This window comes from Paenibacillus sp. FSL H8-0122 (assembly GCF_038005345.1).
In the GTDB taxonomy this organism is placed as follows: Bacteria; Bacillota; Bacilli; order Paenibacillales; family Paenibacillaceae; genus Paenibacillus_AQ.
Window position 1 is genome coordinate 7,311,841 of sequence record NZ_JBBOTB010000001.1, and the last position, 26,970, is coordinate 7,338,810.

The window sequence follows — 26,970 nt, forward strand, 5'->3', positions numbered from 1 at the left end:
TGGAGAATCCTAATGATCCTTATAAACGGTACATAACTTGTATGCAGCTGAGAGCTGCAGCCATAGTATTGTTTCAGTCCGCACTCTATTCGAATTTTGCAAAATGCTAACTTAAATATGTACCCTAAGTTAAACTGGCGGGAGGGCTCCCGCGCTAATGGGCTGTCACCGTCCTTTTATCACCGGCATATAGTGTGGGTATAAGAGGGAGGTGCATCTTCATGATCGCCCAGTTAATCTGGATTATCTCTATTTATGCATCCGCAGCAGCCCTTGTTCAACTCCTGCATCATCGGGAAAAGACCCGGGCAGCAGCACGGACTGGTAAGCGGCTTCACTATATTCTGATTACCCGTAATCATGAGGCCGTGGTGGAGTGGTATCTCAGGGTTTTTGCAGTGTATGCTTGCTGGATCGGCAGGCCCCTGCAGGTCACCTTGGTGGATGACGGTTCAGAAGACAGGACCATGGCGGTAGCCTCACGGATGGCTTATCATAACTCTTCGATTGAATTTGCACCTGCGGTGCCGTTCTTCGGTCTTGCGGGCAGGGAAGAGCTCCGGCAGGGGGTTACGGTAGACCTGCGGGTTCAGGAGCCGCTGCTGCCGCTGCGGATGATGCGGTTGCCGGGAAGAGGGAGATCCCCATCCAAGCCCGGCGAATGACAGCTAAATATGTAAGTTACGGGTGAAGCACACTCTCCAGGAATGGGGCGGTGTGCTTTTTGGCGTGCTCTAAAAGATAAGGAGGCGTTGGGATTGAAGGTGGCTGTGTATGTGGTGGCGCAGGGCGGAGAGTGGCAGGCCCGGATTTCACTGAATCTGGCGGTGGATGAATTATGGTGGGCGGGTGAGGCGGAGGGGCTGGGGGGTTGGGGAGGGCGCTGGGTAGTAGGGGGAGGTCAAGTGGCAAACGGGGAAAGCCAAGCGGCGGAACGGAAAGGTCAGCGGGTAGCTCGGGAAAGCCAAGCGGCAGAACGGAAAAGTCAGCGGGCAGACCAGAGAAGCCAATCGGCAGACCGGGTTGTGGTGCTCTCCCGGTCACTGCCGCTGGGCTGGGCGGTGAAGCTGGCAGCAGCCTGCCAGTTCACGAACCAGATGCAGCGCTGGGATGAGGCAGCCTGGAGGAAATACGCCGCAGCTCTCCTGAAGGCGGAGATCCGGGCGGAGCGGGCTGCTGGAGGGGCACGGGGCACAGGGTGGCCTTTTGAGGAGGCTGAGGTGTACAGGCTGCCGGAGGACAGGGGATGGAGCGAGGATGAGGGGAGAGTGGTTGGAGGATGGAACGGGGGGCGTAAGGCAGGGGTGAGTGAATGGAGGGATAGAGAGGGATTTGAATGGGGGGATGAGCCGGGGAGCGAGTGGGCGAGTGGGAGGGACAGCGGCGGGGAGAAGGAGTGGGAGAATGAACGGGTTATCGAGCGGGGAAGTAGGAGGGAGAACTGGCGCGGGAACGAACGGGTGAGCTTACGGAGGAAAGAGCTGGAGGCACTTGCAGCGGGAGCTGACGGGCTGGTTACGGCGTTGGATGGGCGTTCGCTGCTTCAGGGTGAAGCAGAGGCGCTGGTGGCCGAGCAGCTCCCGGAGCTGGCGGAGCATTGGCGGGCTGCGGCGCAGCTCGCCTATCTCCAGGGACGGCTGCGCCTTACGGCCGCCGTCCTGGGCCCTGCCGGCGCCGCGCGGCTGGGCCTGCGCCGCCGCGAAGTGCCGCGCTGCCTGCGCTGCGGCAGCGCCCCCACGGGCCGCACGGCCTGCGCCGCGTGCGGCCTTGCCGGCTGCGCCTATTGCGAGGCCTGCCTCGCACTGGGGCGCAGCCGGGCTTGCGCGCTGCTGCTGCGCAGCGCACCGCTGCCGGCCGTGCGCTGCACGGCCGGCGTGTCCCCCACCGTAGCGGCACGCCGGTGGGGGCTTAGCGCAGCGCAGGCGGCCGCCGCCTGCGCTGCGCTGGGGTTCCTGGCGGAGCCGCGCAAGCGCTCCGCTGCAAGAGGCCCAGAGCGGTTCCTGCTCTGGGCAGTGACGGGAGCGGGGAAGACGGAGATGGTCTTCCCGCTCCTGGAGGCAGCGCTCGCGGCCGGGGGCCGGGCGCTGATCGCCACGCCGCGGCGCGACGTCGTGCTGGAGCTGGCGCCGCGCCTGGCCAGAGCCTTCCCGGCGGATGTCCCCGCCGTGCTGTACGGAGGCAGCGAGGACCGCTTGCGCCGCAGCCGGATCACCCTGGCGACCACGCACCAGCTGCTGCGGTTTCACCAGGCCTTCGATCTGGTCATCATCGATGAGATCGATGCGTTTCCCTATCACAACGATCCTATGCTGGACTATGCTGCAAGGCAGGTCTGCAAGCCCGGCGGACGATACATCCTTCTCTCCGCCACGCCGCCTGCGGAGCTGCAGCGTCTTGCCCGCTCCGGCAGATTGCCGCATGCAAGGGTCCCGGTCCGCTTTCACGGCCATCCCTTGCCGGTTCCGCGCCATATCCAGATACCACCGCTCCATCGCTGCCTGAAGCAGGGCAGAATTCCGGCAGGACTGCGTTCAGCGCTGCAGCGGTCGCTTGACCGTAAGGCGCAGATTTTCCTCTTTGTCTCACGAATTGCCCATATCGAGGGACTGCTGCAGCTGCTGCGGCGGATATTCCCCGGGATTTCTATAGAGGGTACTTCCTCTCAAGATCCGGGCAGAGCAGAGAAGGTACTGAAATTCCGCGATCGTACCATCTCATTGCTTGTGACGACAACGATTCTGGAGCGTGGGGTCACGGTACCGCATAGTGATGTATTTATTCTGGATGCAGACAGCGGACTATTTGATGAGGCGGCCTTGGTACAGATGGCGGGCCGGGCGGGACGCTCCAAGGATGATCCGGCAGGCAACGTCATCTTCGCTTCAGCAGAGTGGAGCCGCTCGCAGCGCGCCGCCATATCACAGATCCGCAGTATGAACGCCATTGCCCGCAGACAAGGATATCTCAAGTCTTAATGATTTTGTGAGGATTCCTTGGAAATAGCTGTGAATGCCCAGCTCCCACAATTTGAGTTCTATACACTCTGTACTTTTAAACTCAACACATTCTATTTTATAAGGAGGATTACAATGCGTTCCCTGACGTCATGGATGAACCAAGCCCGCTCCATAATCGCGCCTTCGCAGCCGGAATGCCTATTTTGCGGCCGCAGAGGCCGTCCTTCCCCCGAATGGCCCGGAATCTGCGTACACTGCCAGAGCGGCATTCCATGGATACGTGTTCCCCGGTGCCAGACCTGCGGGCGTCACGTGGGCTGTCCCGATTGCAGCCGCAGCCATGCACCCATACCAATTGCGTGCAACCGGAGTGCAGTAGCCTACACCAGTGAAATGCGTGAAATATTAGGCCAGTATAAATACAGAGGGGATGAGCGGCTCGCGCCCCTGCTCGGTCTGATGCTGGACAGGGCATATGCGCTGCTGCAACACGAACAGAGTGGACAACAACTTAATGAAGCGCTACAGAGCAACTTTTTCAGCAGACCACTCCCGGTATTGCATTCAAAGCTTCGTATGCGTTCTAACCTGTGGCAAGCCGACCTGCTGGTCCCTGTACCTGTGAGTGCTGTCCGTCTGTCCGAGCGGGGCTTCAATCAGGCGGAGCGGCTGGCAGAAGCTGTCTCCCTACGCAGAGGAGTCCCTCAGCTTCCGCTGCTGGTCCGCACCCAGCACACCGCCAAGCAGAGCTTCAAAAGCCGAAGGGAGCGGCTGGCCGATATGAAGCATGCTTTTGCCGGGACTACAGATTCGGCGGTTCTCCAAAGTCTGAAGGAACACCTGCATTCCCGTGCATCACATCAGCTTGAACAGCGCCCCCTGCGAATTATTATTGTTGATGATATCTACACTACGGGGAGTACGATTCGTGCCTGCGCTGGGGCGCTTCAGCAGCTCTTCCGCAGCCTGGATTGTACTGCCGAGATCTACTCTCTGACCTGGGCGCGTTCCTAGCAGCTGCCACCGCTCCGGAATTCAATAAAACCGCTTCCCTGACCGATACTAAACATAGACGGATCTTCGGCGATCATGTAATCTTAGTAGCATAAGCGATTCATGAGTTGTGCAGAATGATAGAAGGGAGCCGCGGTAGATATGAATGTAGACAATTGTCCGAGATGCGGCCGGTTATATGTCAAGAACCTGATGAACCTGTGCCAGCCCTGCATCAAAGAGCTAGAGCATGAGTATGAAATCTGTGTAGAATACTTACGCAAAAATAGAGGCACCAACATACAGGAACTGTCCGATGCCACCGATATTTCCATCAAGGAAATCACACGTTTTATCCGGGAGGGACGGATTTCCATAGCCAATGCGCCCAATATGATGTACCCTTGCGAGGTATGCGGAACCCTGATCCGGGAAGGGCATATGTGCGACAGCTGCCGCAGCCGTCTGACCAAGGACCTGGCCAATGCGGCCAAGGATAGTGCGGACTCAAGTGCTCCCAAGAAGGCTCCGGATGGCGCTTACCGCGCGGTGGACAAGTTCCGCAACTAAACAATTCTGCAAAAAAACGCTTGCAGCTATAAAGAATGTTTCAACAGGGGCCGATAAACTTAGTAAAGATTATCGGCTTTTTTATTACAGAAGGAAGGTGAAGTTATGAAAATTAACGATGCCGGACGAATCAATGCGATTAATCCATACCAACGAAGTGCGGAATCGCAAAGGCAGGAACAGATGAAGAAAAGTACACGCAAGGATGAGGTATCGATTTCGGATGAAGCCATCAAGCTGCTTCAGGCACAGAAGAGCGGGAAGATTGACACTGAACGTGCGAACAAGATCGAGAGCCTGAAACAGCAAGTATCCGCAGGTACCTACCAGGTTGACGCAGCCAAGCTCGCTGAGACACTCGCCCCCTACTTTAAGCAATCCTCCGAGAATTAGGTGAAAACACCCATGGCACTTACAACATTATTAGAATTGCTTGAGCGGCTGGACGAGGCGCATGTGCAAATGCTGGATCTGGCCGCAGTCAAGAAACAGACCATTATGGACAACAAGGTAGAGGGTCTTATTGATATCCTGAACCGCGAGTCCAAGCTGATGAAGGTGATCGGACAGCTGGAAGAACGGCGTGCAGAAGCGGCTTTCGAGTTTTTGCAGGGGGTTGGAATCCGTTCCAATCTGAATCTGAATCTTACCGAGCTGTCCCGCCTTGTCTTTGATCCCGATGACAAATCGCGCCTGCTGCAGATTCAGCAGAAGCTTTCCGGCACATTGCAGCAATTAAAAAAGGCCAATGAGCTGAACCAGAAGCTGATTGAGCAGTCGCTTACCTTTATAGATTATTCCCTGGATTTGCTGGTCGGAAGACCAAATCAGGAAATGACATACCATCATCCGTCCGACAAGGGCAGCAGTGTGACTCGGCCGGGGCTTTTTGATGCCCGTGGATAATCAGGTTATCCGCTGAGCTGCGCTCACCGCAGCAATCACAAGGGAGGAACAAGTAGCATGACATCCACATTCCACTCCATCGAGACCGCAAGACGAAGCCTGTTTACCCAGACAGCGGCGCTCAATACCACCGGCCACAACATTGCCAACGCCAACACGGAGGGGTATACCCGCCAGCGTGTGAATATGAAGGCGGCCATCCCGATTGAAGCCTATGGTATGAATAACTCGACGATGCCAGGGCAACTGGGAACAGGGGTTGAATTCAGTTCCATTGAGCGGATTCGGGAGATGTTCCTGGACGATCAATTCCGCGGGGAGAACTCGGCAAGCGGGAACTGGAGCATTCAGTCGGATACCTTAGATAAGCTGGAAGCGATTGTGAATGAGCCTTCAGATACCGGTGTCCGTATCGTACTGGATAACTTCTGGAAATCCTGGTCGGACCTCAGTAAGAATCCGGAAGATCCCACAGCCCGCAAGATCGTCGTTCAGACAGCCCAGGCCCTCACGGATGCCATGAACTATATGAGTACACAGCTCAGCAATCTGGACCGCGATCTCAGTACCAACATTGACGTCAAAGGCAAAGAGATTCAGAGCTACCTCAGCTCTATCGCTGACCTCAATCAATCCATTTCCAAGATAGAAGGTATGGGCGACAAAGCCAATGATCTGCGCGACCAGCGCGACCTGTTGACGGACAAGCTGTCCAAGATTGCTAACATCACCATTCTGGATACAGATGCCGGATATAACATCTCACTGGGCACACAGCCGTTAGTTCAAGGAGCAACCGTGACTGCGGCTGTAGACAGTACGTTTCTTAATACCGCCTTCGCCTCCGGCGATTTGAAGGCTGGTGAAGCTTATGGGATGCTTTTCTCCAAAAACACCTATGTAGCAGATTACAGGAAGCAGCTCGACGCGATGGCCAATACCATTGCCAATGGTGAAGTGCAGGTGACCATACCGTCAGGCTCTAACCTGCCCGCAGGAACGACTGTGCTCAAGGATTCAGAGATTATTAATGCAGATGGCACCAAAACAACTCTTTCAGCAGGAAGCGCGGTACCTATCCCGTTGCCGGGTGATCTAAGAACAACAGTCAAAGGTCTGAACGGTCTCCACCAACTGGGGTATGCGCTCAACGGGACCTCGGGCCGGCCGTTCTTCACCTCTGCGGTAGCCGGAGAAGCGATCACTGCTGCCAATCTTAAGCTGAATCCAGAAATCGCTGCAGATCCCACGCTGTTTGCTACTTCCTTGCGTACTACTACAGATACCTCAGGCAATGTATCCGTAGTAAAAGGAAATAATACACTGGCGCTGCTGTTCAGCAATATGAAGGATAACAATACTTTCGCTACAGCAGATGGTACTAAGACCGGTACAGTCGGGTCCTATCTCAGCTCCATGGTTGGACAATTGGGTATCCAATCTCAAGAGGCCACACGCCAGGCGAGTAACGCCGATTATCTGGTGGAGCAAGTGAATTCCCGCCGCCAATCCGTAAGCGGTGTGTCGCTGGATGAAGAAATGTCCAATATGCTCGTATTCCAGCATGCCTACAGTGCTGCTGCACGTTTCATGACCACCTATGATGAACTGCTTGATAAATTGATTAATTCTACCGGCACAGTCGGAAGATAAGGAGGCCATACCATGATCAGAGTCACCTCCAATATGATGAGCTCACAGCTGCTGCTTAACTTGAACCGCAATGCACGTACCATGAACGACACCCAGCTCCAGCTGGCCAGCGGCCGCAAAATCAACAAGCCCTCCGACGACCCGGTAGGCATCACCTATTCCCTCCGCTACCGCGCCGAGCTGTCCTCTAATGAGCAGTACACGAAGAACGTGGATAGCGCGCTGTCCTGGCTGAATTATAACGATACGGTGTTGGGACAGGCGGGGGATGTTGTTCAACGTTTGCGGGAGCTTACTGTTCAGGCTTCTACCGGCAGTAATCCACAGTCAGCTTTGGATAGTATTAATGAAGAAGTGATGCAACTTAAAGAACAACTAGTGGATATAGCGAACAGCAAGCTGAACGGAAAGTATATATTCAATGGTGAACAGTATGCTACCAAACCTTATGATTTTGCCAAGCGGGCTGATGGCACCTACGATACTACTAAGGTAATTACAACAGACCCAGGACAAATTCAATATATTGTAGGTGAGGGTGTGGAATTACCTATTAATATGACAGGAAACGATATTTTTGGATATACAGGAGAAACAGATAATCTGTTTTCTATAATAAACAGTATTTCAGAAGGATTGAAAACTGGTAACATTACAGCGGTTTCCAGACAACTTGATATAATTGACACTCGCGTAGAGACCATCTTGTCAGCCCGCTCTGAAATAGGTGCTAAGACTAATCGCGTAGAGTTGATGCAGGATCGTTTGAGCGATTTGAATTTAAACTTGACAGACCTTCAAGCTAAGACTGAGGATGCGGACTACGAAGAACTTATTATGAAGTCCAAGATTCAAGAGAACATCTACAATGCCTCACTATCTGTTGGAGCTAAGATTATATCTACAACTCTCGTTGATTTCATAAGATAATGGAGGTGCTCTCTGTTGGTACTGTCAGTAGTTCAAATACGTCAGACACCTGGTTTGATAGGTATTGATTCTGACATGGGGGAGTTCTCAATTATTCAACACCAAGCAGAGCTAAACATTACATCCGAAAGAGGACAGTGGGATATCCAGCAGTTTAAACCTGAAATGTCTGTGGATCAATCCAAAGCATTGGCTGCCTATAATGGCGGGAGTCTTATTGAGGTAAATAGGCGCATATATTCCGGTATTGAGCAAATTTACCTCCAAGGCATTGCACGTCGAGTGGAGCAGGGGAATCGAATGGCTGAATTCTTCAAACCTGGAAACTCTATTGCAGAATTGTACGGGGGGGACTGGAATTCTTTTTCATTTCCGGAAATTCGTGGCCCCGCTTCGTATGATAATGTGGATATTCATTTTGAAACGAGAAGCCCCCGGATTGAGTTTTTGAGGGGAGCGATAAAGATAGATGTAGTTGTTCGTCGGCCTGATATTGAATATAAAAGAGGTAAACTGGATATATATATGAGGCAGTATACATCTATTCAGTTCATTCCGCCTGAAGTGAATTTGCAATGGTGAGCTGTAGATGTGCCGGATAGCGCTTCTACGGCTTTTCTTGTTTAATATTGTACGAAGGAGTGGAAACAGATGATTATTGATACACTGTCTTGGGGGGAAATGGAAGTGGATGAGGAACATGTATTTCATTTTTCAAAGGGGATTCCCGGATTTGAAGAGGAAACTGATTTTGCATTAATTTCTACCCTTGATCATTCTTTTTGGTATTTACAGTCGACGAAAGATAAGGCCTTGTCCTTTCTGCTTAGTGACCCTTTTGTCTTCTATCCGTCGTATGAGTTTGATCTTCCTGATGCTGAAGCAAAGGAACTAAAGATTGATAACCAACTAATCGTACGTTGTGTAATAACCCTGAAGAATAAGGTGGAGGAGTCTACGATTAATTTGCTTGCTCCCCTTGTGCTTAACCCAGAAGAACGAGTAGGCAAGCAGATTGTACTGCACAACACACCCTATCATACTAAACACAGCTTATTAGCGTTGTCTCCAAGTATTTATGGAAAGGATGGTGCTTAATATGCTCGTTCTCTCTCGAAAAAAAGGCGAGAGTATCATCATAACGGACCAGGTTGAAGTTACAATTTTAAGTGTAGAGGGGGATACAGTCAAAGTTGGTATAAAGGCTCCCAGTGATATAGATATATTTCGTAAAGAAATATATCTATCCATTAAGGAATCCAATCAGGAATCGGCAGCACCTGCTCCCTCAGAGATTCACACACTTATTGACCGAATACGCGAGGCGAAAAATTAATATGGATATAAGACTTTAACCGGTGGTAGCTCAGGGCTATCTCCGGTATTTCTTTATGACATCAAAATAATCCAAAATAAATATATGGAAATTTGCCGGATTACTCTAAACTCATGAGGGTTTAAAGACGATATATAATTTAGACGAAGATCCCGCGGGGCGGCCGACCTTAACGGATCCTTGTTACCACAAGGATGTGGAACCAGTATATTTCAGGGAGGAAAATTATCATGATTATCAATCACAACGTTACGGCGCTGAACACTCACCGCCAACTGGCAGTTAACACTAGCAATACAAGCAAGAATATCGAGAAGCTGTCATCCGGTCTCCGGATTAACCGTGCAGGGGACGATGCTGCTGGCTTGGCTATTTCCGAAAAAATGCGCGGGCAGATTCGTGGTCTGGACCAAGCATCCCGCAATGCTCAAGACGGTATCTCCATGATTCAAACCGCTGAAGGTGCATTGAATGAGACTCACTCCATCCTGCAACGGATGAGAGAGCTTGCTGTTCAATCATCCAATGATACGAACGTTACGGCTGACCGCGCTGCTATTGATCAAGAGTATCAAGCGTTGTCAACTGAGATTACACGTATTTCTAAAGATACGGAATTTAATACGCAGAAGCTGTGGGACGGTTCTACCACAGCGGTTGATTTCCAAGTTGGTGCTAATACTGGACAAAAAATTTCGTATACATTCGCTTCTATGGATGCAACTACTTTGACCGCTGTTGGTGATTTGACGACAAAAGCCAACGCATCTACAGCTCTGGCAGCTGTTGATGTGGCTATCGGTAAAGTATCCACAGAACGTTCGAAGTTGGGGGCGGTTCAGAATCGTCTGGAACATACGATCAACAACCTGAATACATCTTCTGAGAACCTGACTGCAGCAGAATCTCGCGTTCGTGATGTGGATATGGCTAAAGAAATGATGAGTCAGACGAAGAACAACATTCTTGCTCAAGCAGCTCAAGCAATGCTTGCTCAAGCGAATCAACAGCCGCAAGGCGTTCTTCAACTGCTTCGTTAATCTAAAGTTCGAGTCTAATCTATAAAACTTCCACAAGGATGTGGAAGTTACATTCAAGGAGGAAATCAAAATGATTATTAACCACAATGTTACGGCGCTGAATACTCACCGTCAATTGGCAGTTAACACCAGCAATACAAGCAAGAATATCGAGAAGCTGTCATCCGGTCTTCGGATTAACCGTGCAGGAGATGATGCTGCAGGTCTGGCAATCTCTGAGAAAATGCGCGGACAAATTCGTGGTTTGGATCAAGCATCCCGTAATGCTCAAGATGGCATCTCCATGATCCAAACAGCTGAAGGTGCATTGAATGAAACTCACTCCATCCTGCAACGAATGAGAGAGCTTGCTGTTCAATCGTCTAATGATACGAACGTGACGGCTGACCGGGAAGCTATTGACCAAGAGTATCAGGCATTGGCAACTGAGATTACTCGTATTTCAGATGATACCGAATTCAATACACAGAAGCTTTGGAATGGCGCTACAACTGCTGTGGATTTCCAAGTGGGTGCTAATACAAACCAAAAGATTTCTTATACCTTCGCTGATATGGATGCTGCGGCATTAATGACTACTGTAGGTGATTTGAAGACTAAGGCTAATTCGCAAACAGCTCTGACAGCTGTTGATGCGGGCATTGCAAAAGTATCTACAGAACGTTCGAAGCTCGGGGCTGTTCAGAACCGTTTGGAACACACAATCAACAACCTGAATACTTCCTCTGAGAACCTGACTGCAGCAGAATCCCGTGTTCGTGACGTAGATATGGCGAAAGAAATGATGGCGCAAACGAAGAACAATATTCTTGCTCAAGCAGCTCAAGCGATGCTTGCTCAAGCGAACCAACAGCCACAAGGCGTTCTTCAATTGCTTCGTTAATCTTTACCGTCTGAATAGAGACCTTAGTTTATCTAAGGTCTTTTTTTTTTTGAACCCGCGCATGTAGGGTAGAAACTAAGTGAGGTGACGGCGATGTTATCATTAGCTATGATTGTAAAGAATGAATCGGAAAAAATCGGAAGGTGTTTGCAGAGTGTAAAATCTATCGTTGATGAGATCGTAATCGTCGATACGGGTTCAACAGATCATACTAAGCAGATTGCAAGCACCTTTGGAGCGCGGATCTTTGATTATATTTGGGATAATGATTTCTCGAGTGCAAGAAACTATGCTTTAGAGCATTGCAGTGGTGAGTGGATACTAGTGCTGGATGCAGATGACCAGATTACACATGCTTCACGAAAAGAAATAGACGACTTCATACTTAAGCATGATGCCGTAGGTCGAATCCAAATTACTAACATTTTTAATTATAATGGAGAGCTAAGAGAATCGCAGGCTTATGTGACCCGGTTGTTTCCCAAAGGATCCTTCTACACCGGTAAAATACATGAGCAGATTGTTTCTGATCTTCCAAGAAAAAACGTGCCTATTGAAGTATATCATGACGGATATTTTAAGTCTGAGAAGTATAAACGTAATATTAAGATGCTAGAAGTCGAGTTAGAGCAGAATCCTGATGACTCATATACAATATTTCAACTGGGTAAAGAGTACCGGATAATAAAAGAATATGCTAAAGCTAATGTTTACCTAACAAGATGTTATAAGTCAATCACTAATAATGATGTTTATAAACCTCAAGTAGTAATTGAGTATTTGCATACATTCTTGGAGCTGAAAGATTTTGAACAAGGGCTTACTCTAATTGAAAAGGAGAAACATTACTTAATTGATTACCCGGATTTCCTTTTCGCTAGTGGAGTGTTTTTTATGGAACTGGTGTTTAGTGATACAGATAAGTATTTTAAATATTTCCCCTTAATAGAAGAGTCATATTTGAAATGTCTGTCCGTAGGAGATACTACAAATTACGAAAGTGTTAAAGGAACAGGAAGTTTCCTGGCAGCCTATAACCTTGCTGTATTCTATGAAACTACAGGTGATTTGGTCAAAGCAAAAACATATTATCAAATTTCAGCTGAATACAATTACAAATTGGCCCAAAATCGTCTCGATATTCTAAATAAAAAAAATGATGAAAATTAATAAATTTTTAATCATTGTGCATCTTATTATGTTATGAGAAAAGACCGATAACTAGAGTATAATTATTAATTTCTGAAATGATGAGAGGATACCTCGATGAACAAAAAAGTATCACTATGCATGATTGTAAAGAATGAAGAGAACACACTTGCACGTTGCTTGGAAAGTGTTACCGGCAAGGTGGACGAAATTATTATTGTAGATACTGGGTCAGAAGATGCGTCTATAGAGATTGCAACTAGGTTTACTTCAAACATTCACCACTTTGAATGGACTGGCAGCTTTTCCGAGGCAAGAAACTATAGTATTCAACAAGCTACCTGTGATTATATTATTATCATGGATGCGGATGAATATCTGGATGAGAAATCTGATATTTATAAGGAAATTGTATCAGATGCGGATTATTACTTACTAAAAATTAAAAATTATATATCCTATGCACAAACCTTTACACATAAAGTCGTAAGGTTATTTAAGAATAATGATAAGCTTTATTTTGAGAATCATCTTCATGAACATATTAATGTATTGGATAAACGTTATTCTTTCGTTGGAGGAGATGCGGATCTGCTTCTTCACCATACGGGTTACAACAAAGAGACGATTGCAGATAAGGATAAGCTGCAAAGAAATCTTCCTATCATGATTAAGGCAGTTAATGAGAATCCTAATGGATACAATTTATTTAATATGGGGAGAACTTATGTAGCACTTGGTGAAACAGAGAAAGCTGTTAAACTGTTTCAACAAGCCTACCCTTTGAGTAAAAATAAAGCATTTTTTCCGGATTTGTTGTCCTTTCTTGCTTCGAATCTTGGGAAGTTGAATAAGCATGAAGATGGTTTAAGAATCATAGGGGATGCCCTTCAGCTATTTCCTTCAGACTCTGAAATGCGTTATGTACAAGGACAAATGCTCCTGGAGGCAGATTATAAGGAAGAAGCGATATTATCGTTCAAGAAGTGTCTCCTCCTTGGGGACCAAACAGAGGGAACGATGATAACTGAAGGTTCAGGAGGTTATAAAGCCCGGTTTATGCTGGCTGAAATATATGACAAACAAAGAAAAATAACTCAAAGCTATGAAGAGACCGTTCAGGTCCTACGAGAAAAGAAAACGTACTCTCCGGCTTTAAAAAAGTATTTTGAAATCGTAACGAAAGCAAATCTCCCTGTTGAGGAGGTCTATCACAATATAGAGTTCATATACAATGTTCAGAATATTAATGACCTAAGGCTGTTGCTGGATACCCTATACGTCTTGAGGCACCCGTTGCTTATTAAATATGTGGGGAAATTTAATATCGAACCACCGCCTCATATCATCGCGGTGTCTTTACAATATGATAAAAAATATGAGCAGGCACATGAACAATGGTCTGATATTACCGAATATCCAGTTGAAGTGGGAGAAGATCTGCTTTTGCTTTCTGTTATTCTTAAGGATCCTGCCCTCTTTCGAAAAGCGCGTACACTTTTGAATTTAAGCAACAGAGAGAGTGACGTGCTAATGAGTTTAGTCAACAGACAAGATAGTTCCAATGTTCGATTAACTACAGGTTTAGAAAAATTGATTATTGAAGTTTGCCGTCATCTTATCATACTGCAGGAATTTGAAATCTTTGAAAGTGTGTTAGGGCTCCTTTTGAAGGGAAGCGTAGAAACGAAGTACAACATATGTCTTTTACTCGCGGATTATAGTTTTGCAGAGGTAGCAATTGATCTTTTGATCAAGCTATATGACGAACAACCGAATAATATGAAGGTTATTACTTTACTTGGTGATCTTTGTTTTCAAAATAACTATCTCGAAGATGCTCATTTATTCTATTCCCAACTCATGGACTTAAATCCTGTCTATAGCACTTATGAGCGTTGTTACCAATGTTATAAGAAGCAAAATAATGTTAAAGGTATGAACGATATTAGAGATGATATCAAACGGAAATTTCCAATAGTAACATGGATGGCTGCAACCTAACATTCAACAGAGAATCGAGGAGACTTGCATGATCAAGGAGAAAATTGAAGAACTTATTCAAAGCGGTAACCTTGAAGAGGCAAAATGTATAATATCTGAAATAAAATCTGATGAATCAGTAGTTACAAAAGTTGAAATTTGTACTATGAGAGCAGCGATAGCCGTAGCTGAGGACAATTTAAAAGAGGCGGAAAATGAATTGTGGAAAGGACTGCTTATTGATTCGGAGTTCGTAGATGTTCTTTTTAACCTTGGATACGTTTATAAATTAAGCAATAATCTAATTCAATCCAACTACTTTTTTGCTAAAGCAAAAGAGGTGACACAAGACGTTGAATTAGTAAATGTGATAGAACAACTGGTCGATGATAATAAAAGGCTCTGTTCATTAACTGAACAGCCACTCGTTAGTATAGTAGTATTAGCATATAATAAATTAGAATATACCAAATTGTGTATAAAGAGTATATTGCAATATACACAAAATATTAATTATGAATTAATCGTGGTTAATAATGGTTCATCAGATGGAACTAAAGAATATCTTAATTCTATGCCCCAAGTTAAGCCGCTTCATTTAATTAAAAATGTAGGACCCACTAATGGATTTAATGAAGGATTGAAAGTGGCAGCAGGTAAATATACTGCCGGGGTATGTAATGATTTTATTCTTACACCGCGTTGGTTGGATAACCTATTGGTGTGTATAGAATCTGATGACAAAATAGGTTATGTATCTCCTGGTGCGAGCATGATCAGCAATATGCAGCAGATTAATGGTGATTACAATAATATTGAAGAGATGATTCAATTTGCAGATCAATATAACCACTCGGATCCCCGAAAATGGGAGGAACGTGTAAGACTTCTTCCTTGTGTATTAATGGTAAGAACAGAATTACTTAAACAAATAGGTTACTACGATCCGTTATTTTACTATGGAGAATTTGCTGATGATGATATCAGCTTCCGAATTCGAAGAGCGGGATACAAGTTGGTATATTGCAAGGATACATTCACATATCACTTTGGTTCTGTTACGGTTCGAGAAGATCAGATTAATAATAACTCATTAAATGTTAGTAGAGACATATTTATTCGAAAATATAATTTAGATTCGTGGTCGGATGCGATAATGAATCCTCTGCTTCTCAATGAGTTTTCGGTTAAATTGTCCATGTTGAATCCTGCAATTTTGGGGATAAATCCTAAGTGTGGAGGTAATCCTCTACAATTAAAAAACATGCTAAATTACAAAGGGATCCAAAATATAGAAATTACCAACTATTGCCTAGAAGATAAATATTTAGAGGATATAAAGACGGTTTCCGATTATTACTTTGAAGGAAATTTAGATGAAATAAGTACTCATCTGATTGGAAAGAGCTTTGATTATATTCTATTCGAATACGATGCTACCAAGTTGAAAAGCAATTATCATATATTCAAAACAATTACAGGTATGCTCAATCTAGGCGGTCAATTGGGAATGAGCCTAAGCTTTCCTGAATTTAATGAATTGGATTGTAATAAGATAATTAGCGCATTTACAAATCGGGGGTTATCCCTTACGTATAGCAATGTCTTAAAGAAAAAAGATTCTGCTGTAGATTTTGATATTATCGTTAGAAAGGATATATAGCAGATGAAAGCAGTAATATTGGCTGGTGGATTGGGAACCAGATTAAGCGAAGAGACAGTAGTGAAGCCAAAACCCATGGTTGAAATCGGTGGAGCTCCAATGCTCTGGCATATCATGAAGGTATATTCTAGCTACGGAATTAATGAATTTATAGTATGTTTAGGATACAAAGGTTATTTGATCAAGGAGTTTTTTGCCAATTACTATCTGCATACTTCGGATGTTACGTTTGATTTCAGATCAAATGAGATGGAAATTCATAAAAATAAATCAGAGTCTTGGAAGGTGACCTTAGTAGACACAGGAGAACACACATTAACTGGAGGAAGATTAAAGCGGGTACAACAATATATTGGGAATAGCCCTTTCTGTTTCACATATGGAGATGGGTTATCTGATATTAATATAACTGAGCTTATAGATTTTCATCAGCGGAGAGGGAAATTGGCGACTGTGACTGCAGTTCGTCCACCGGGCAGGTTCGGTGCATTTGAGTTTCATGATAATGAAATCATTGGATTTCAGGAGAAACCTATGGGAGATGGTAACTGGATTAATGGCGGATTTTTTGTTTTGGAGCCACAGATATTTGACTTAATAAGTGGTGACGATACTATTTGGGAAGAAGAACCAATGAAAAAATTAGCGAAATCAGGAGAACTGGCAGCCTTTATGCATGATGGATTCTGGCAACCGATGGATACATTAAGGGATAAGAACAAGTTGGAAGAGTTGTGGGATACAGGCTTTGCTCCCTGGAAGGTGTGGTAAGGAATGAACTTTTGGGAAAACAAGAAGGTGTTAGTCACAGGTCATACAGGGTTTAAGGGAAGTTGGCTAGCATTATGGCTGCAATATCTTGGGGCTGATGTTTATGGATACAGCAATACCCCTTCAGTAAGTGACCCAAATCTGTACAAGCTAGCAAGCGTGGCGGAAAATATGGATTCTGTTTATGGTGATATGTTGGATTATGAACAACTGCAATCCTTTATTCATAAGGTTCAACCGGAGTTTATATTTCATTTGGCAGCCCAACCTCTAGTGCGGGAATCATATCGTAAACCTATTGAAACCTTCTCGATTAATGTCATGGGAACTGCTCATTTGTTAGAGGTAGCCAGGCATACAGAATCTGTACGGGTTGTTATTAATGTTACTACAGATAAATGTTATGAGAATAACAATTCATTACAGGGATTTATTGAGAGTGATCCCGTTGGAGGAACAGATCCTTACAGTGCAAGTAAGGCATGTTCGGAGATCATTACTTCTGCCTACAAACGGTCATTTTACTCGAATGGCAGAAAACTATTGTCTTCTGCCAGAGCAGGCAATGTTATAGGCGGGGGAGATTGGGCTGCAGATCGGATTATTCCCGATATCATCCGCTCTATACTCCATAAACAAAAATTAAATATCAGATATCCTAGTGCCATACGGCCTTGGCAGCATGTGTTGGATTGTCTTAATGGATATTTGCTGCTGGCTCAAAATATGGGAGAATCCGGAGAAAAGTATGTCGGCTCCTGGAATTTTGGTCCTGGCGAAGCTTCAAATATATCTGTTGCCCAGCTTATTGAAGAATGTAATAAGCATCTGGATTATCCTGTAGATGTCCTTTATCCTTCCCTTACTCAGCCCTATGAAGCTTCAACTCTTGTGTTAAATAGTGAGAAGGCTTCACGTATGCTGAACTGGAGAATTGAACTGCCGATAAACCATTCTATTGAATGGACAATGGACTGGTACTTAAATTATATGAGTAAGGGTATTCAAGACTTGACGTTAAAACAAATTCGCGATTACGAAAAGATAAAAAGTGAAAAACATACCTTATGATAAGGAGATACAATGAATGTCTAAGGGAAGCTGTCGTTTTTGCGGTGAGGAACTAAGCACCATATTTGTAGATCTAGGGATTTCGCCTTTAGCTAACTCCTATGTGGAATCTGTAAGCCAGAAGGAGATTATGTATCCCTTAAGAACTTATGTCTGTGAGCATTGTTTCCTGGTTCAAGTAGAAGATTTCGAAACTCCAGAGCATATTTTTAGTGAGTATGCTTATTTTAGCAGTTATTCGGATAGTTGGTTAAACCATTGCCGTAATTATGTTGAACATATGATAGATAAATTCCAATATTCTAGTGACACGAATGTGGTGGAAATCGCCAGTAATGATGGCTACTTATTGCAGTACTTTAAGGAGAAGGGCATTTCTGTATTAGGGATCGAACCAGCAGCCAATGTTGCGAAATCTGCTATAGAAAAAGGGATTGATACTGTAGTTGATTTTTTTGGAACCCAATTAGCAAATGCCTTGAAGGAAAAGGGGAAGACAGCAGATCTCCTGCTAGGCAACAATGTACTTGCCCATGTACCTGACCTCAATGACTTTGTTAAGGGGATGAAGGTGCTACTTAACTCTCATGGGACTATTACTATGGAATTTCCTCATCTTCTCCAGCTTATGGAGCATAATCAATTTGATACGATTTATCATGAACATTTTTCATACTTCTCGTTTACAACAGTGTGTAATTTATTTGCACAGCACAAACTCTCTATTTATGATGTTGAAAAGTTGGAGACACATGGTGGCTCCATTCGGATATATGCAAAGCATTCAGAAAACAGAGAGCTTTCTATAAGCCAAGCTGTTCAAGCATTGCTGGAACAAGAAGCTTCATTAGGTATGAGGGAAATAGACACATACAAAAATTTCTCCGATAAGATAGTTGAAGTAAAGAGGAGAATTATGGGCCTTCTAATAGATCTTAAAAACAATGGAAATACAATTGTAGGGTACGGGGCACCTGCTAAAGGTAACACCTTAATTAACTATTGCGGTATTGATCGGGATTATTTGGATTATACAGTTGACCGCAGCTCCTATAAGCAAGGTACTTTCCTTCCAGGGTCTAGAATCCCGGTATATTCACCTGATGTGTTAAAACGGACAAAACCGGAATATGTGCTAATCCTTCCGTGGAATTTGAAAGAAGAGATCATGGAACAAACGACGTTTATACGTGAATGGGGAGGTAAATGGATAATTCCAGTACCCGAAATGACGGTGATATCGTGAAATTTACTGAGACTCCTCTAATAGGGGCGTATGTAATTAATATGGAGCCTCACTATGACGAAAGAGGTCATTTCGCCAGGGTCTTTTGTAAAGCAGAATTTTCACTTCATGGTTTAGCGAATGATTTTGTACAGTGTAATACCTCCTTTAATATTCACCGTGGTACACTGAGAGGAATGCACTTTCAATTAGAACCATTCGGGGAGACTAAATTAATTAGGTGTACTAGAGGTGCAGTATACGATGTTATTATCGATTTACGTAAGAATTCTTCTACATATCTCAAATGGTTTGCTGTTGAATTAGACGAAGCCAATGGTCGGATGCTTTATGTGCCTGAAGGTTTTGCACATGGATTCCAAACATTAGAGGATAAGTCAGAAGTGTATTATCAAATGTCTGAAACCTATCGTTCTGAATATAGTGCCGGAGTGCGGTGGGACGATGCTGCCTTTACAATTAAATGGCCTATAGATACCCCGATTATCAATGATAGGGATAATAATTATCCTAATTGGACGTTATAGGAGGGATTATATATGCTGATCATATCTGAACATGCCCAGGTTTCAAATTTAGCAGATATTGAGCCATCCTCACGTGGTACACGAATTGTAATCGAAAAAGGAGTAATGATTGACTCTTTTGTTAAAATTAAACCATCTGGTGGTTCTGGCGATATATTAATCGGAGAGAACAGCTACATAAATTCAGGCTGTGTTCTTTATTCAGGCAATGGTATTAGCATTGGAAAAGATGTCCTGATAGCGGCAAACTGTACCCTGGCACCTACAAATCATGAATATCGTTCTCGCCATATGACAATAAAAGAACAACGATTTATGGAAAGCAGAGGAGGAATTATAATAGAAGACGATGTATGGATTGGCGCTAATTGTGTTGTTTTGGACGGGGCTATTTTGCGTAAAGGCTGTGTTATTGGAGCTAACTCCTTGGTAGCGGGGGAAATAGAAGCTTACACCGTCAATTTAGGGAGTCCAACCAGGAAAGTAGGTATTAGGAGTTAATGAAAACAACCGTTATCGGTGCAGAAGGTTTTATTGGCAGACATATTATGAATAAACTTAGCCAGCTTCAAATGGAAGCTTATGGTCCTAGTCGTAAAGAGCAAAACCTATTCAATAATCACCTGGGACATGTTATTTATTGTGCAGGTGTCACTTCTGACTTTCGGGATCGCCCATTTGATACTATAAAGGCACACGTCAGCTTTCTTGCAGACTTACTAGAGAAGGCTAAGTACGAGTCCTTTCTATACGTATCATCTACAAGGCTCTATATAAATCAACCTCCAGGAGAGACGGCTGGGGAAGAAAGCGAAATCTTTGTTAATCCATTCCGTGAAGAAGATTTGTTTAATTTATCTAAGCTCACAGGAGAATCAATTTGTCTCACTATTAACAAACCTAATGTAAGGGTCTCGCGTGTATCAAATGTGTGCGGACCAGATTTTAATTCTAACAACTTTTTATATTCTATTATTAAAGATTCGATAGTTGAAGGTAAAATATTATTAAGAACTTCGTTAGAGTCAGAGAAGGATTATATTTCTATAAACGATGTCGTTGATTTACTTATTCAAATTGCTCATAACGGAGTTCATCGTATGTATAACGTTGCAAGCGGATTTAACCTTACAAATAAACAATGGGTAGATCGTATTTCTTCTTTTACAGGATGCAGGGTTGAGGTTGTTGATAATCCTCAAACTATAAAATTTTTGGAAATTGATAATAAACGTGTACGGACAGAATTTAATTATAAGCCGCAAAATCCTTTGGATTTGCTGGAAGAATTGATAAGAGATTACGCTAATGAAAAGAGGCGAATCCTATAAAACTCTCTCTTTCAATATATGATTTTAAAAAGTATATATCTGCCCAACTTAATCATTTCTTTCCGGACAATCAAACTATTGATTTTCAATCCGGGATTGAGAAAGTGGCAGTTGATATTGCATTGGAGCGGACTGATTACTGTTTCACAAACATAGCTCTTGAGTCATATAACAAGAACGGCTCTGCCTTTTTAAATCATCTTCACTCAGATCAGTACGCAGTTTTTCTGTGGTTCTTGTCAAATAGTGTATGGAATGAGAATGGGGATGCTGCCTTAGCCAATAAAATATTTTATCTTAACAAATCACTTCATGGCTTTAGCTGCATGTATGATACAAAGTTGCCTGATATTTTCCTGCTATTTCATACCGTAGGTACGGTATTAGGCAAAGCTCAATACAGCGATTATTTGATAGCATCGCAGGGCAGTACAGTTGGAGCGCAAAACGGTATTTATCCCAAACTGGGAAAAGGTGTTTCCTTGCTTCCGTACTCCTCCATTGTAGGGGAGTGTACCATTGGCGACCGGGTATCAGTAGGGATTGGCGCCTCGGTTTATAAACGGAATGTTGAGAATGGAATGATTGTCTTTAAAGATGAGGATGGGGCAATAGAGTATAAAGCTAAACAGAAATGCTGGGCCCAACAGTTCTTTATAAATGAAATATAGATGTATCCTTGCTTAGAAGCGTAAAAAGGGATGAAGAGATTAACAGCATCGACACCTTGTACTGTAAAAAATAGAGAGATAGGTTGAAAAAGCTAAATAACCTCAATCTTATACCGATATATAAACTAAATACAAGTTTCCGTGGAGGTTATGGGAATGGACGTTCAATTTTCTCTATCCGCAAAATCGGTAGAGCGGAGCATTAGTAATGTGAGAAATGAATCAACCTCAAACAAAGACGTTAGTAATAGGATAGCGCAAGCTACGAGTGCTTTGGAGCTGACTGCTATGGAAAAGCAGGGAATCAAGGTGCCCGTAGGAGAAGAGCAGCTGATCCGAACTATTGCTCGTGCAGTAAAAGCGCTAGAAGGGCCAACCACCTCTTTAGAGATAAGCATACATGAGAAAACTCATGCTCTGATGGTAAAGGTAATGAATAAAGAAACAGGCGAGTTAATAAGAGAGGTTCCACCAGAAAAAACGCTGGATCTTGTCGCAAAGATGATGGAAATAGCGGGCATTCTTATTGATGAAAAAGTGTAAGGAGGAATTATGAATGGTGATGAGAGTTAGCGGATTCTCTTCAGGATTAGATATCGACAGTGTAGTTAAAAAAATGATGGCAGCTAAGCGCGTACCACTGGATAAGCTGAATCAACAAAAGACATTAATGGAATGGCAGCGGGACAGTTACAGAGAATTTAATGCTAAATTAGTCGATCTAAAAATGAATAAACTTATTAAGTGGAATACTTCAACCCAAATGAACACTCAAAAAGCAGTTCTAGGAGGCAATACGACTGCTGTTCGGGCAGAGGCTAGCTCGGCATCTAATGGGGTGGATATGTCGGTTAAGGTGACACAGCTTGCAACTAAATCCTCATTAGAATCGGCCACAAAACTTACTATTGATACCTCGAAGAGTCCCGATGAAAGTAAAGTTACACTCAACACCAAGTTGATTAATCTGAGTGGAGCGACATCACCACTATCATTTGTTGTAGATGGTGGAGAAAGTATTACTTTTACTGAGGATGATACTATTTCAACAGCTATGGCTAGAATAAATAGTGGCTCAGGAGTTATCAAAGCCACCTTTGATGAAGTGAGTGGTAAGTTATCGATTACATCCAATAAGTTTGGAACAGATAACTTGATTGAAAGTCAAAAGGTCAGTGGTTCACTCCTTACTCTGTTAAAGATGGATTATAGTGATACAAGCGCATCGTTTTTTAAGGCCCAAGAAGCAAAGGTCGAAATTACAAGCAGTAAGTCTGCTACTGCTGAGGTTTATACCAGTACTTCAAATTCTCTAACTGTCAATGGTGTTACGCTTACTTTTCTTGCTAAAAGCGACACTACGGGCGGAGTTACCACGATTAAGACTCAGGCTGATGCTGATAAATCTGTTGAGACAATTAAAGCTTTTGTAGAAACGTATAATGAACTTATCAACACAATGGCTACAACTATAGGGGAAGAAAAGTACAGAAGTTTCACTCCTCTGACGGATGAACAAAAGGAAGCAATGAGCGAGAAGGAAATAGAATTGTGGGAGAAGAAAGCGAAAAGTGGTTTGCTCAAAGGAGATGTTATTCTTCAAACTGCAATTTCAGATATGCGTACAGCAATAACTAGTAAACTTGGTGCTCTTAGTGAGATGGGAATTACTACTGGGCAATATTATGAAAATGGGAAGCTTTATCTGAATGAGGATAAACTTAAACAGGCTATCCTGGATAATCCACAAAAAGTAAGCGATACATTCCGTGGTTCTGCGCTTGAGGTGAACGGAGGAATCTTTGGGGGACTATCTACTGCAGCAGACAAAGCTTTAGATAAAATCGTGTTAAAAGCGGGTACATCAAAATTCTCAACTGACCTTAATTTTGCCTACAAAACGGAAAGTGTTATGGGACGGATGCTAAAGGATTATAACTCACGTATTAATTCATTGCAGGATCGTCTTAGCGATTTAGAAACTAGATATTATAAACAGTTTACAGCTATGGAAACTGCGATGAATAAATATAATTCTCAGTCTTCAAGTTTAAGTAGTTTATTCTCTAATTAATTTGAACTGAAAGGTGACATAAATGATAAATTCTCCTTATGAAAAATACCGTCAATCATCGGTTAACACATCGACCCCAGCGCAGTTGCTTATAATGTTGTTTGATGGAGCAATCCGATTTGTCAGGGCTGGTATCGAGGGGATTGATTCGGTGAATCATCAGAAGGCAAACTTGAATCTAGGCAAAGCTCAACTGATTATCAGTGAATTGATGTCGACTTTGAATCCTTCTTACGAGATATCCAACAGTTTGCTCTCTCTTTATGAATATATTAATTACTTGCTTATCCAAGCGAATGTAAAGAAGGAGAAATCGCATGCAGAAGAGGCCTTGGGGTATTTAACTGAGTTTCGCTTAACTTGGATGGAAGCCTCTAAGATGCCGGTAAATAACAACACGTATGGATAAACAAGTCGCTATATTGGTTGATATTACATTGAATATCACTAATCGATTAAATACTTGCTCTTTCGAGGAATTAGAGGAATTTGTTGAGAAACGTCAGGTTTTGATTGACTCCATTCGAGAAAAATTTAGTGGACAGTCTGCTCTCTCTATTGAGGAAGAGAGTCATCTGAAGGCAGTCCTAAGACGAGATCCTGAAATAATTGAAAGAATGCAGCAACTCAAAGGCGAGGCTGCCAATTGGCTTCAACATAGAGAATTAGCTAAAATCCAACGCAGCGCCTACGAGACCGCCTACACCCCGGACAGCTTCCTGATGGACCGTAAAAAATAAAGATAGAATAATAGATTTTCTCCTGTTTCAATAGGGGAGCAGACGGGTATTTACAAGCGTCTGCTCCTTTTTTTGTAACTTATATTACCGAATTCTATCCATTTCTGATGCCGATTGTACCCTGGTAAATTATTGAAAGTAATCATTTACTATTCCAATTGACAATAGAGAAGCTGCGGTGGTATAGTCGAATTGTGAGCAAGACTCACGTTCATCTGATGACGAAGGGAATGTTTAGTCAATGGAAGGTAAAGTTAAATGGTTTAACGCAGAAAAAGGTTATGGTTTTATCGAAACTTCCGATGGTGGCGACGTATTCGTACACTTTTCCGCGATTCAAACTGACGGTTTCAAGACTTTGGATGAAGGCCAATCCGTAGAGTTCGATATCGTTGAAGGCGCACGCGGACCACAAGCAGCTAACGTCATCAAATTATAATCATCCGGCGAAGCCGACCTACATATATGGTAGATGGTTAGCAATTGAGACAACGCTAGCGTTAGACCCAGGGGATCTCCCTTGGGTCTTTTTTATGCAGTGAATGAAGTTGCTTTTGTCTAATGATGTGACTTTGTCTGTTGTGGATAAACTGTGCATAAAGCTGGGGATAAGAGTTCGAGAGGTGTTCTTTGTAAGGAGGGACCGTATGACTCTGTTCTTACATTCTTCTTATAAATATTCTCAATTTCGAGTAAATGGCCTACATTTCGAGATGAAAAGAGTCCTAAATTGGACACTTTGTAAAAATTAGTTACGGAAAAATGTTAACATCCTCCAAAATATGGGTAATAGAAACCGTTGGGCTTTTTTGTTGCCTAGTCTGCACTCTCATTATTGCTTAGGCGTATGCTTCCGAAAGATCTTTTGGTAAGAAGTCATGCAGTGAAGCCTATGCCCATCAAACTCACAGGAGGATGAACAAAAGAATGAAGAAATTGTGGCGTGGCCTTACGGCCGGAGTACTTGGTATTTCAATGCTGCTTGGATCACTGGGAAGTGTGTCCGCAGCGCCTGCACCTAAGGATATTCAAGGACACTGGGCGCAGAAGCAACTGCAGAGCTGGCTGGATAAAGGATACCTGGGTGGTTATCCTGACGGAACGGTTAAGCCGAATAAGGCAATTACCCGTGGTGAATATGTGGCACTGATAAATCGTCTGTTCGGGTTCACCGAAGCATCTACTCTTAACTTTACGGATGTGAAGAAATCCAATTGGGTATACAGTGAAGTGGCTAAAGCTGTGAAGGCCGGTTATATTGGCGGGTATGAGAATAATACCTTCCGGGCCAACAACCCGCTCACCCGGCAGGAAGCAGCAGTTATTGCTGCCAAGCTGCTTAAGCTGAGTACAAGCTCTACTCCGCTTAAGTTCAAGGATAATGCTCAGATCGCAGCTTGGGCCAAGGTGGCCGTAGCCTCAGCGGCTGAGAAGAAGATCATTAACGGTTATCCTGACGGAACCTTCGGTCCGAAGAAATCCCTTACCCGTGCCGAAGCGGTGGGAATTATAAGCAACTCAGTTGTGCATAAGCCGGCTACAGGCGGAGTAACGCCTACACCAGCACCGACAGCAACACCGGCTCCATCTGCAACACCTGTGCCAAGCACCAGCCCAACAGCTACTCCAGCTCCTGGCGGCGGTAGTGGTGGCGGCACTGGCGGAGGCGGCGGTGGAGGCGGTAGCGTTACCTTGCCGTCTGTAAGCAACGTGACTTACGGCCATGTAGGTTCTGTTACCGCTGATGTATATGTTACGCCTTCTGTTACAGGAGCCGTGTATTATGTAGTTGCTCCATACAGCATGAACGTAACCGCACCAACTGCAGCACAAGTGAAAGACGGACTGATTAATGCTACAACAGCAGGCGTTCATTTCGGCCAAGTTGCGGCTACAGGCGGCACATCCGTTGCTTTCTCGGTGTATGGTCTGACTGCAAATACGGATTATACCGTTTACGTTGCCCTGGCTGACGCTTCTGGTAACTGGTCCGGCGTAACGCCGCTTCAAGTGAAAACAGCACCAGGCAGCACATGGTCGGTCGCTCAGGTAGGGATCACCAATGTAACAACAGTGTCTGCGGATGTATATGCTGCTTACGGGCAGACGGGTACACCGGTAACCCCTCTGAAATATGTGGTGGTTAAGGCAACAGATGCTGATCCAACGGCAATGCAGATTGCTAACGCACAGAACAGTGCGGGTGCTACATTAACAGCGCCTTGGGCTGGTACTCTTACAGGTAATCCAGTTGTGAAACACAGCATTAACCTGACTGGACTCACTGCCAATACAGCGTATAAAGTCTTCTTTATCACTGATTCTAATGGCACCTTGTCACCTGTAGAGCTTCTGCGTATTCACACGAAATAAGTAATCTTGATGAATGGAATCATTCATAATCCAGGCTTCAGCGTGAAATAATACAGCAATCAGTATTCGGTCCGGCGAGGGCGGCTTTATGCTCGAGCCGGGC

Annotated in this window: 29 protein-coding genes; all 29 read left to right on the top strand. The window is 44.2% G+C overall.

The window, feature by feature from the left end; translation table 11 throughout:
* Positions 1–221: 221 nt before the first annotated feature.
* Positions 222–665 (top strand): hypothetical protein, encoded by a 444-nt coding sequence (locus NSS64_RS31415; RefSeq protein WP_341142666.1) that lies wholly within the window; start codon positions 222–224, stop codon positions 663–665.
* A 99-nt stretch (positions 666–764) separates the two neighbouring features.
* A complete protein-coding gene (locus NSS64_RS31420) occupies positions 765–2,975 on the top strand; it encodes a helicase-related protein (RefSeq protein ID WP_341142924.1) in 2,211 nt (736 codons plus the stop codon).
* A 114-nt stretch (positions 2,976–3,089) separates the two neighbouring features.
* Positions 3,090–3,971: a ComF family protein gene (locus NSS64_RS31425; RefSeq protein ID WP_341142667.1), complete on the top strand. Its 882-nt coding sequence runs from the start codon at positions 3,090–3,092 to the stop codon at positions 3,969–3,971.
* Between the two features lie 141 nt (positions 3,972–4,112).
* Positions 4,113–4,520, top strand: coding sequence for a TIGR03826 family flagellar region protein (locus tag NSS64_RS31430; RefSeq protein ID WP_076080046.1), 408 nt, complete (start codon positions 4,113–4,115; stop codon positions 4,518–4,520).
* Between the two features lie 105 nt (positions 4,521–4,625).
* On the top strand, positions 4,626–4,913 hold the full coding sequence (gene flgM, locus NSS64_RS31435) for a flagellar biosynthesis anti-sigma factor FlgM (RefSeq protein WP_036694667.1): 288 nt from the start codon (positions 4,626–4,628) through the stop codon (positions 4,911–4,913).
* A gap of 12 nt (positions 4,914–4,925) precedes the next feature.
* The gene (locus NSS64_RS31440) at positions 4,926–5,426 is read left to right on the top strand and encodes a flagellar protein FlgN (RefSeq protein ID WP_076080047.1); all 501 of its coding nucleotides are present in this window, start codon (positions 4,926–4,928) and stop codon (positions 5,424–5,426) included.
* Positions 5,427–5,483: 57 nt separating this feature from the next.
* Entirely contained in the window at positions 5,484–7,079 is a 1,596-nt protein-coding gene (flgK, locus tag NSS64_RS31445; protein WP_341142668.1) for a flagellar hook-associated protein FlgK, read from the top strand.
* A 12-nt stretch (positions 7,080–7,091) separates the two neighbouring features.
* On the top strand, positions 7,092–8,009 hold the full coding sequence (gene flgL / locus NSS64_RS31450) for a flagellar hook-associated protein FlgL (protein WP_341142669.1): 918 nt from the start codon (positions 7,092–7,094) through the stop codon (positions 8,007–8,009).
* A gap of 15 nt (positions 8,010–8,024) precedes the next feature.
* Positions 8,025–8,591, top strand: a complete 567-nt coding sequence (locus NSS64_RS31455) for a DUF6470 family protein (protein WP_339251832.1) — start codon at positions 8,025–8,027, stop codon at positions 8,589–8,591.
* A 69-nt stretch (positions 8,592–8,660) separates the two neighbouring features.
* Positions 8,661–9,107 (top strand): flagellar assembly protein FliW, encoded by a 447-nt coding sequence (gene fliW / locus NSS64_RS31460; RefSeq protein ID WP_339251830.1) that lies wholly within the window; start codon positions 8,661–8,663, stop codon positions 9,105–9,107.
* Between the two features lies 1 nt (position 9,108).
* Positions 9,109–9,345: a carbon storage regulator CsrA gene (gene csrA, locus NSS64_RS31465; RefSeq protein ID WP_339251828.1), complete on the top strand. Its 237-nt coding sequence runs from the start codon at positions 9,109–9,111 to the stop codon at positions 9,343–9,345.
* Between the two features lie 230 nt (positions 9,346–9,575).
* On the top strand, positions 9,576–10,385 hold the full coding sequence (locus NSS64_RS31470; RefSeq protein WP_339251826.1) for a flagellin N-terminal helical domain-containing protein: 810 nt from the start codon (positions 9,576–9,578) through the stop codon (positions 10,383–10,385).
* Positions 10,386–10,455: 70 nt separating this feature from the next.
* Complete coding sequence (locus tag NSS64_RS31475; protein ID WP_339251824.1) at positions 10,456–11,268, top strand: flagellin N-terminal helical domain-containing protein; 813 nt, start codon at positions 10,456–10,458, stop codon at positions 11,266–11,268.
* Positions 11,269–11,361: 93 nt separating this feature from the next.
* The gene (locus tag NSS64_RS31480; protein ID WP_339251822.1) at positions 11,362–12,438 is read left to right on the top strand and encodes a tetratricopeptide repeat-containing glycosyltransferase family 2 protein; all 1,077 of its coding nucleotides are present in this window, start codon (positions 11,362–11,364) and stop codon (positions 12,436–12,438) included.
* A gap of 96 nt (positions 12,439–12,534) precedes the next feature.
* Complete coding sequence (locus NSS64_RS31485; RefSeq protein ID WP_339251820.1) at positions 12,535–14,421, top strand: glycosyltransferase; 1,887 nt, start codon at positions 12,535–12,537, stop codon at positions 14,419–14,421.
* A gap of 28 nt (positions 14,422–14,449) precedes the next feature.
* A complete protein-coding gene (locus NSS64_RS31490; RefSeq protein ID WP_339251818.1) occupies positions 14,450–16,063 on the top strand; it encodes a glycosyltransferase family 2 protein in 1,614 nt (537 codons plus the stop codon).
* Between the two features lie 3 nt (positions 16,064–16,066).
* Entirely contained in the window at positions 16,067–16,834 is a 768-nt protein-coding gene (rfbF, locus tag NSS64_RS31495) for a glucose-1-phosphate cytidylyltransferase (protein WP_339251816.1), read from the top strand.
* A gap of 3 nt (positions 16,835–16,837) precedes the next feature.
* Positions 16,838–17,905, top strand: coding sequence for a CDP-glucose 4,6-dehydratase (gene rfbG / locus NSS64_RS31500; RefSeq protein WP_339251814.1), 1,068 nt, complete (start codon positions 16,838–16,840; stop codon positions 17,903–17,905).
* Between the two features lie 16 nt (positions 17,906–17,921).
* Positions 17,922–19,151 carry a class I SAM-dependent methyltransferase gene (locus NSS64_RS31505; protein ID WP_339251812.1) on the top strand — a complete coding sequence of 410 codons (1,230 nt, stop codon included), beginning with the start codon at positions 17,922–17,924 and terminating at the stop codon, positions 19,149–19,151.
* Positions 19,112–19,678, top strand: coding sequence for a dTDP-4-dehydrorhamnose 3,5-epimerase (gene rfbC / locus NSS64_RS31510; RefSeq protein ID WP_341142670.1), 567 nt, complete (start codon positions 19,112–19,114; stop codon positions 19,676–19,678). The genes NSS64_RS31505 and rfbC overlap by 40 nt, the downstream gene beginning before the upstream one ends.
* 12 nt (positions 19,679–19,690) lie before the next feature.
* Positions 19,691–20,179: an acyltransferase gene (locus NSS64_RS31515; protein ID WP_339251808.1), complete on the top strand. Its 489-nt coding sequence runs from the start codon at positions 19,691–19,693 to the stop codon at positions 20,177–20,179.
* Positions 20,179–21,009: an NAD-dependent epimerase/dehydratase family protein gene (locus NSS64_RS31520; protein ID WP_339251806.1), complete on the top strand. Its 831-nt coding sequence runs from the start codon at positions 20,179–20,181 to the stop codon at positions 21,007–21,009. The genes NSS64_RS31515 and NSS64_RS31520 overlap by 1 nt, the downstream gene beginning before the upstream one ends.
* Positions 21,010–21,113: 104 nt before the next feature.
* Entirely contained in the window at positions 21,114–21,680 is a 567-nt protein-coding gene (locus NSS64_RS31525; RefSeq protein WP_339251804.1) for a hypothetical protein, read from the top strand.
* Positions 21,681–21,836: 156 nt separating this feature from the next.
* Complete coding sequence (locus NSS64_RS31530; protein ID WP_339251802.1) at positions 21,837–22,223, top strand: flagellar protein FlaG; 387 nt, start codon at positions 21,837–21,839, stop codon at positions 22,221–22,223.
* A 13-nt stretch (positions 22,224–22,236) separates the two neighbouring features.
* Positions 22,237–23,754, top strand: a complete 1,518-nt coding sequence (gene fliD, locus NSS64_RS31535) for a flagellar filament capping protein FliD (protein ID WP_339251800.1) — start codon at positions 22,237–22,239, stop codon at positions 23,752–23,754.
* Between the two features lie 22 nt (positions 23,755–23,776).
* On the top strand, positions 23,777–24,163 hold the full coding sequence (gene fliS, locus NSS64_RS31540; protein WP_339251798.1) for a flagellar export chaperone FliS: 387 nt from the start codon (positions 23,777–23,779) through the stop codon (positions 24,161–24,163).
* Complete coding sequence (locus NSS64_RS31545; RefSeq protein ID WP_339251796.1) at positions 24,156–24,494, top strand: hypothetical protein; 339 nt, start codon at positions 24,156–24,158, stop codon at positions 24,492–24,494. The genes fliS and NSS64_RS31545 overlap by 8 nt, the downstream gene beginning before the upstream one ends.
* Before the next feature lie 241 nt (positions 24,495–24,735).
* A complete protein-coding gene (locus NSS64_RS31550; protein ID WP_036721237.1) occupies positions 24,736–24,933 on the top strand; it encodes a cold shock domain-containing protein in 198 nt (65 codons plus the stop codon).
* 488 nt (positions 24,934–25,421) lie between these two features.
* On the top strand, positions 25,422–26,867 hold the full coding sequence (locus NSS64_RS31555) for an S-layer homology domain-containing protein (protein WP_341142671.1): 1,446 nt from the start codon (positions 25,422–25,424) through the stop codon (positions 26,865–26,867).
* Positions 26,868–26,970: the final 103 nt, after the last annotated feature.

Bases quoted from the DNA above. Each gene is read 5' to 3' on its own strand.
- NSS64_RS31520 (WP_339251806.1), top strand. From the start codon at position 20,179: ATGAAAACAACCGTTATCGGTGCAGAAGGTTTTATTGGCAGACATATT.
- NSS64_RS31430 (WP_076080046.1), top strand. From the start codon at position 4,113: ATGAATGTAGACAATTGTCCGAGATGCGGCCGGTTATATGTCAAGAAC.
- rfbF (WP_339251816.1), top strand. From the start codon at position 16,067: ATGAAAGCAGTAATATTGGCTGGTGGATTGGGAACCAGATTAAGCGAA.
- NSS64_RS31470 (WP_339251826.1), top strand. From the start codon at position 9,576: ATGATTATCAATCACAACGTTACGGCGCTGAACACTCACCGCCAACTG.
- csrA (WP_339251828.1), top strand. From the start codon at position 9,109: ATGCTCGTTCTCTCTCGAAAAAAAGGCGAGAGTATCATCATAACGGAC.
- flgK (WP_341142668.1), top strand. From the start codon at position 5,484: ATGACATCCACATTCCACTCCATCGAGACCGCAAGACGAAGCCTGTTT.
- NSS64_RS31530 (WP_339251802.1), top strand. From the start codon at position 21,837: ATGGACGTTCAATTTTCTCTATCCGCAAAATCGGTAGAGCGGAGCATT.
- NSS64_RS31555 (WP_341142671.1), top strand. From the start codon at position 25,422: ATGAAGAAATTGTGGCGTGGCCTTACGGCCGGAGTACTTGGTATTTCA.
- NSS64_RS31440 (WP_076080047.1), top strand. From the start codon at position 4,926: ATGGCACTTACAACATTATTAGAATTGCTTGAGCGGCTGGACGAGGCG.
- NSS64_RS31550 (WP_036721237.1), top strand. From the start codon at position 24,736: ATGGAAGGTAAAGTTAAATGGTTTAACGCAGAAAAAGGTTATGGTTTT.
- NSS64_RS31475 (WP_339251824.1), top strand. From the start codon at position 10,456: ATGATTATTAACCACAATGTTACGGCGCTGAATACTCACCGTCAATTG.
- NSS64_RS31425 (WP_341142667.1), top strand. From the start codon at position 3,090: ATGCGTTCCCTGACGTCATGGATGAACCAAGCCCGCTCCATAATCGCG.
- NSS64_RS31505 (WP_339251812.1), top strand. From the start codon at position 17,922: ATGTCTAAGGGAAGCTGTCGTTTTTGCGGTGAGGAACTAAGCACCATA.
- NSS64_RS31485 (WP_339251820.1), top strand. From the start codon at position 12,535: ATGAACAAAAAAGTATCACTATGCATGATTGTAAAGAATGAAGAGAAC.
- NSS64_RS31515 (WP_339251808.1), top strand. From the start codon at position 19,691: ATGCTGATCATATCTGAACATGCCCAGGTTTCAAATTTAGCAGATATT.
- NSS64_RS31490 (WP_339251818.1), top strand. From the start codon at position 14,450: ATGATCAAGGAGAAAATTGAAGAACTTATTCAAAGCGGTAACCTTGAA.
- fliW (WP_339251830.1), top strand. From the start codon at position 8,661: ATGATTATTGATACACTGTCTTGGGGGGAAATGGAAGTGGATGAGGAA.
- fliD (WP_339251800.1), top strand. From the start codon at position 22,237: ATGGTGATGAGAGTTAGCGGATTCTCTTCAGGATTAGATATCGACAGT.
- fliS (WP_339251798.1), top strand. From the start codon at position 23,777: ATGATAAATTCTCCTTATGAAAAATACCGTCAATCATCGGTTAACACA.
- flgM (WP_036694667.1), top strand. From the start codon at position 4,626: ATGAAAATTAACGATGCCGGACGAATCAATGCGATTAATCCATACCAA.
- flgL (WP_341142669.1), top strand. From the start codon at position 7,092: ATGATCAGAGTCACCTCCAATATGATGAGCTCACAGCTGCTGCTTAAC.
- NSS64_RS31480 (WP_339251822.1), top strand. From the start codon at position 11,362: ATGTTATCATTAGCTATGATTGTAAAGAATGAATCGGAAAAAATCGGA.
- NSS64_RS31415 (WP_341142666.1), top strand. From the start codon at position 222: ATGATCGCCCAGTTAATCTGGATTATCTCTATTTATGCATCCGCAGCA.
- rfbC (WP_341142670.1), top strand. From the start codon at position 19,112: ATGGATAATTCCAGTACCCGAAATGACGGTGATATCGTGAAATTTACT.
- NSS64_RS31545 (WP_339251796.1), top strand. From the start codon at position 24,156: ATGGATAAACAAGTCGCTATATTGGTTGATATTACATTGAATATCACT.
- rfbG (WP_339251814.1), top strand. From the start codon at position 16,838: ATGAACTTTTGGGAAAACAAGAAGGTGTTAGTCACAGGTCATACAGGG.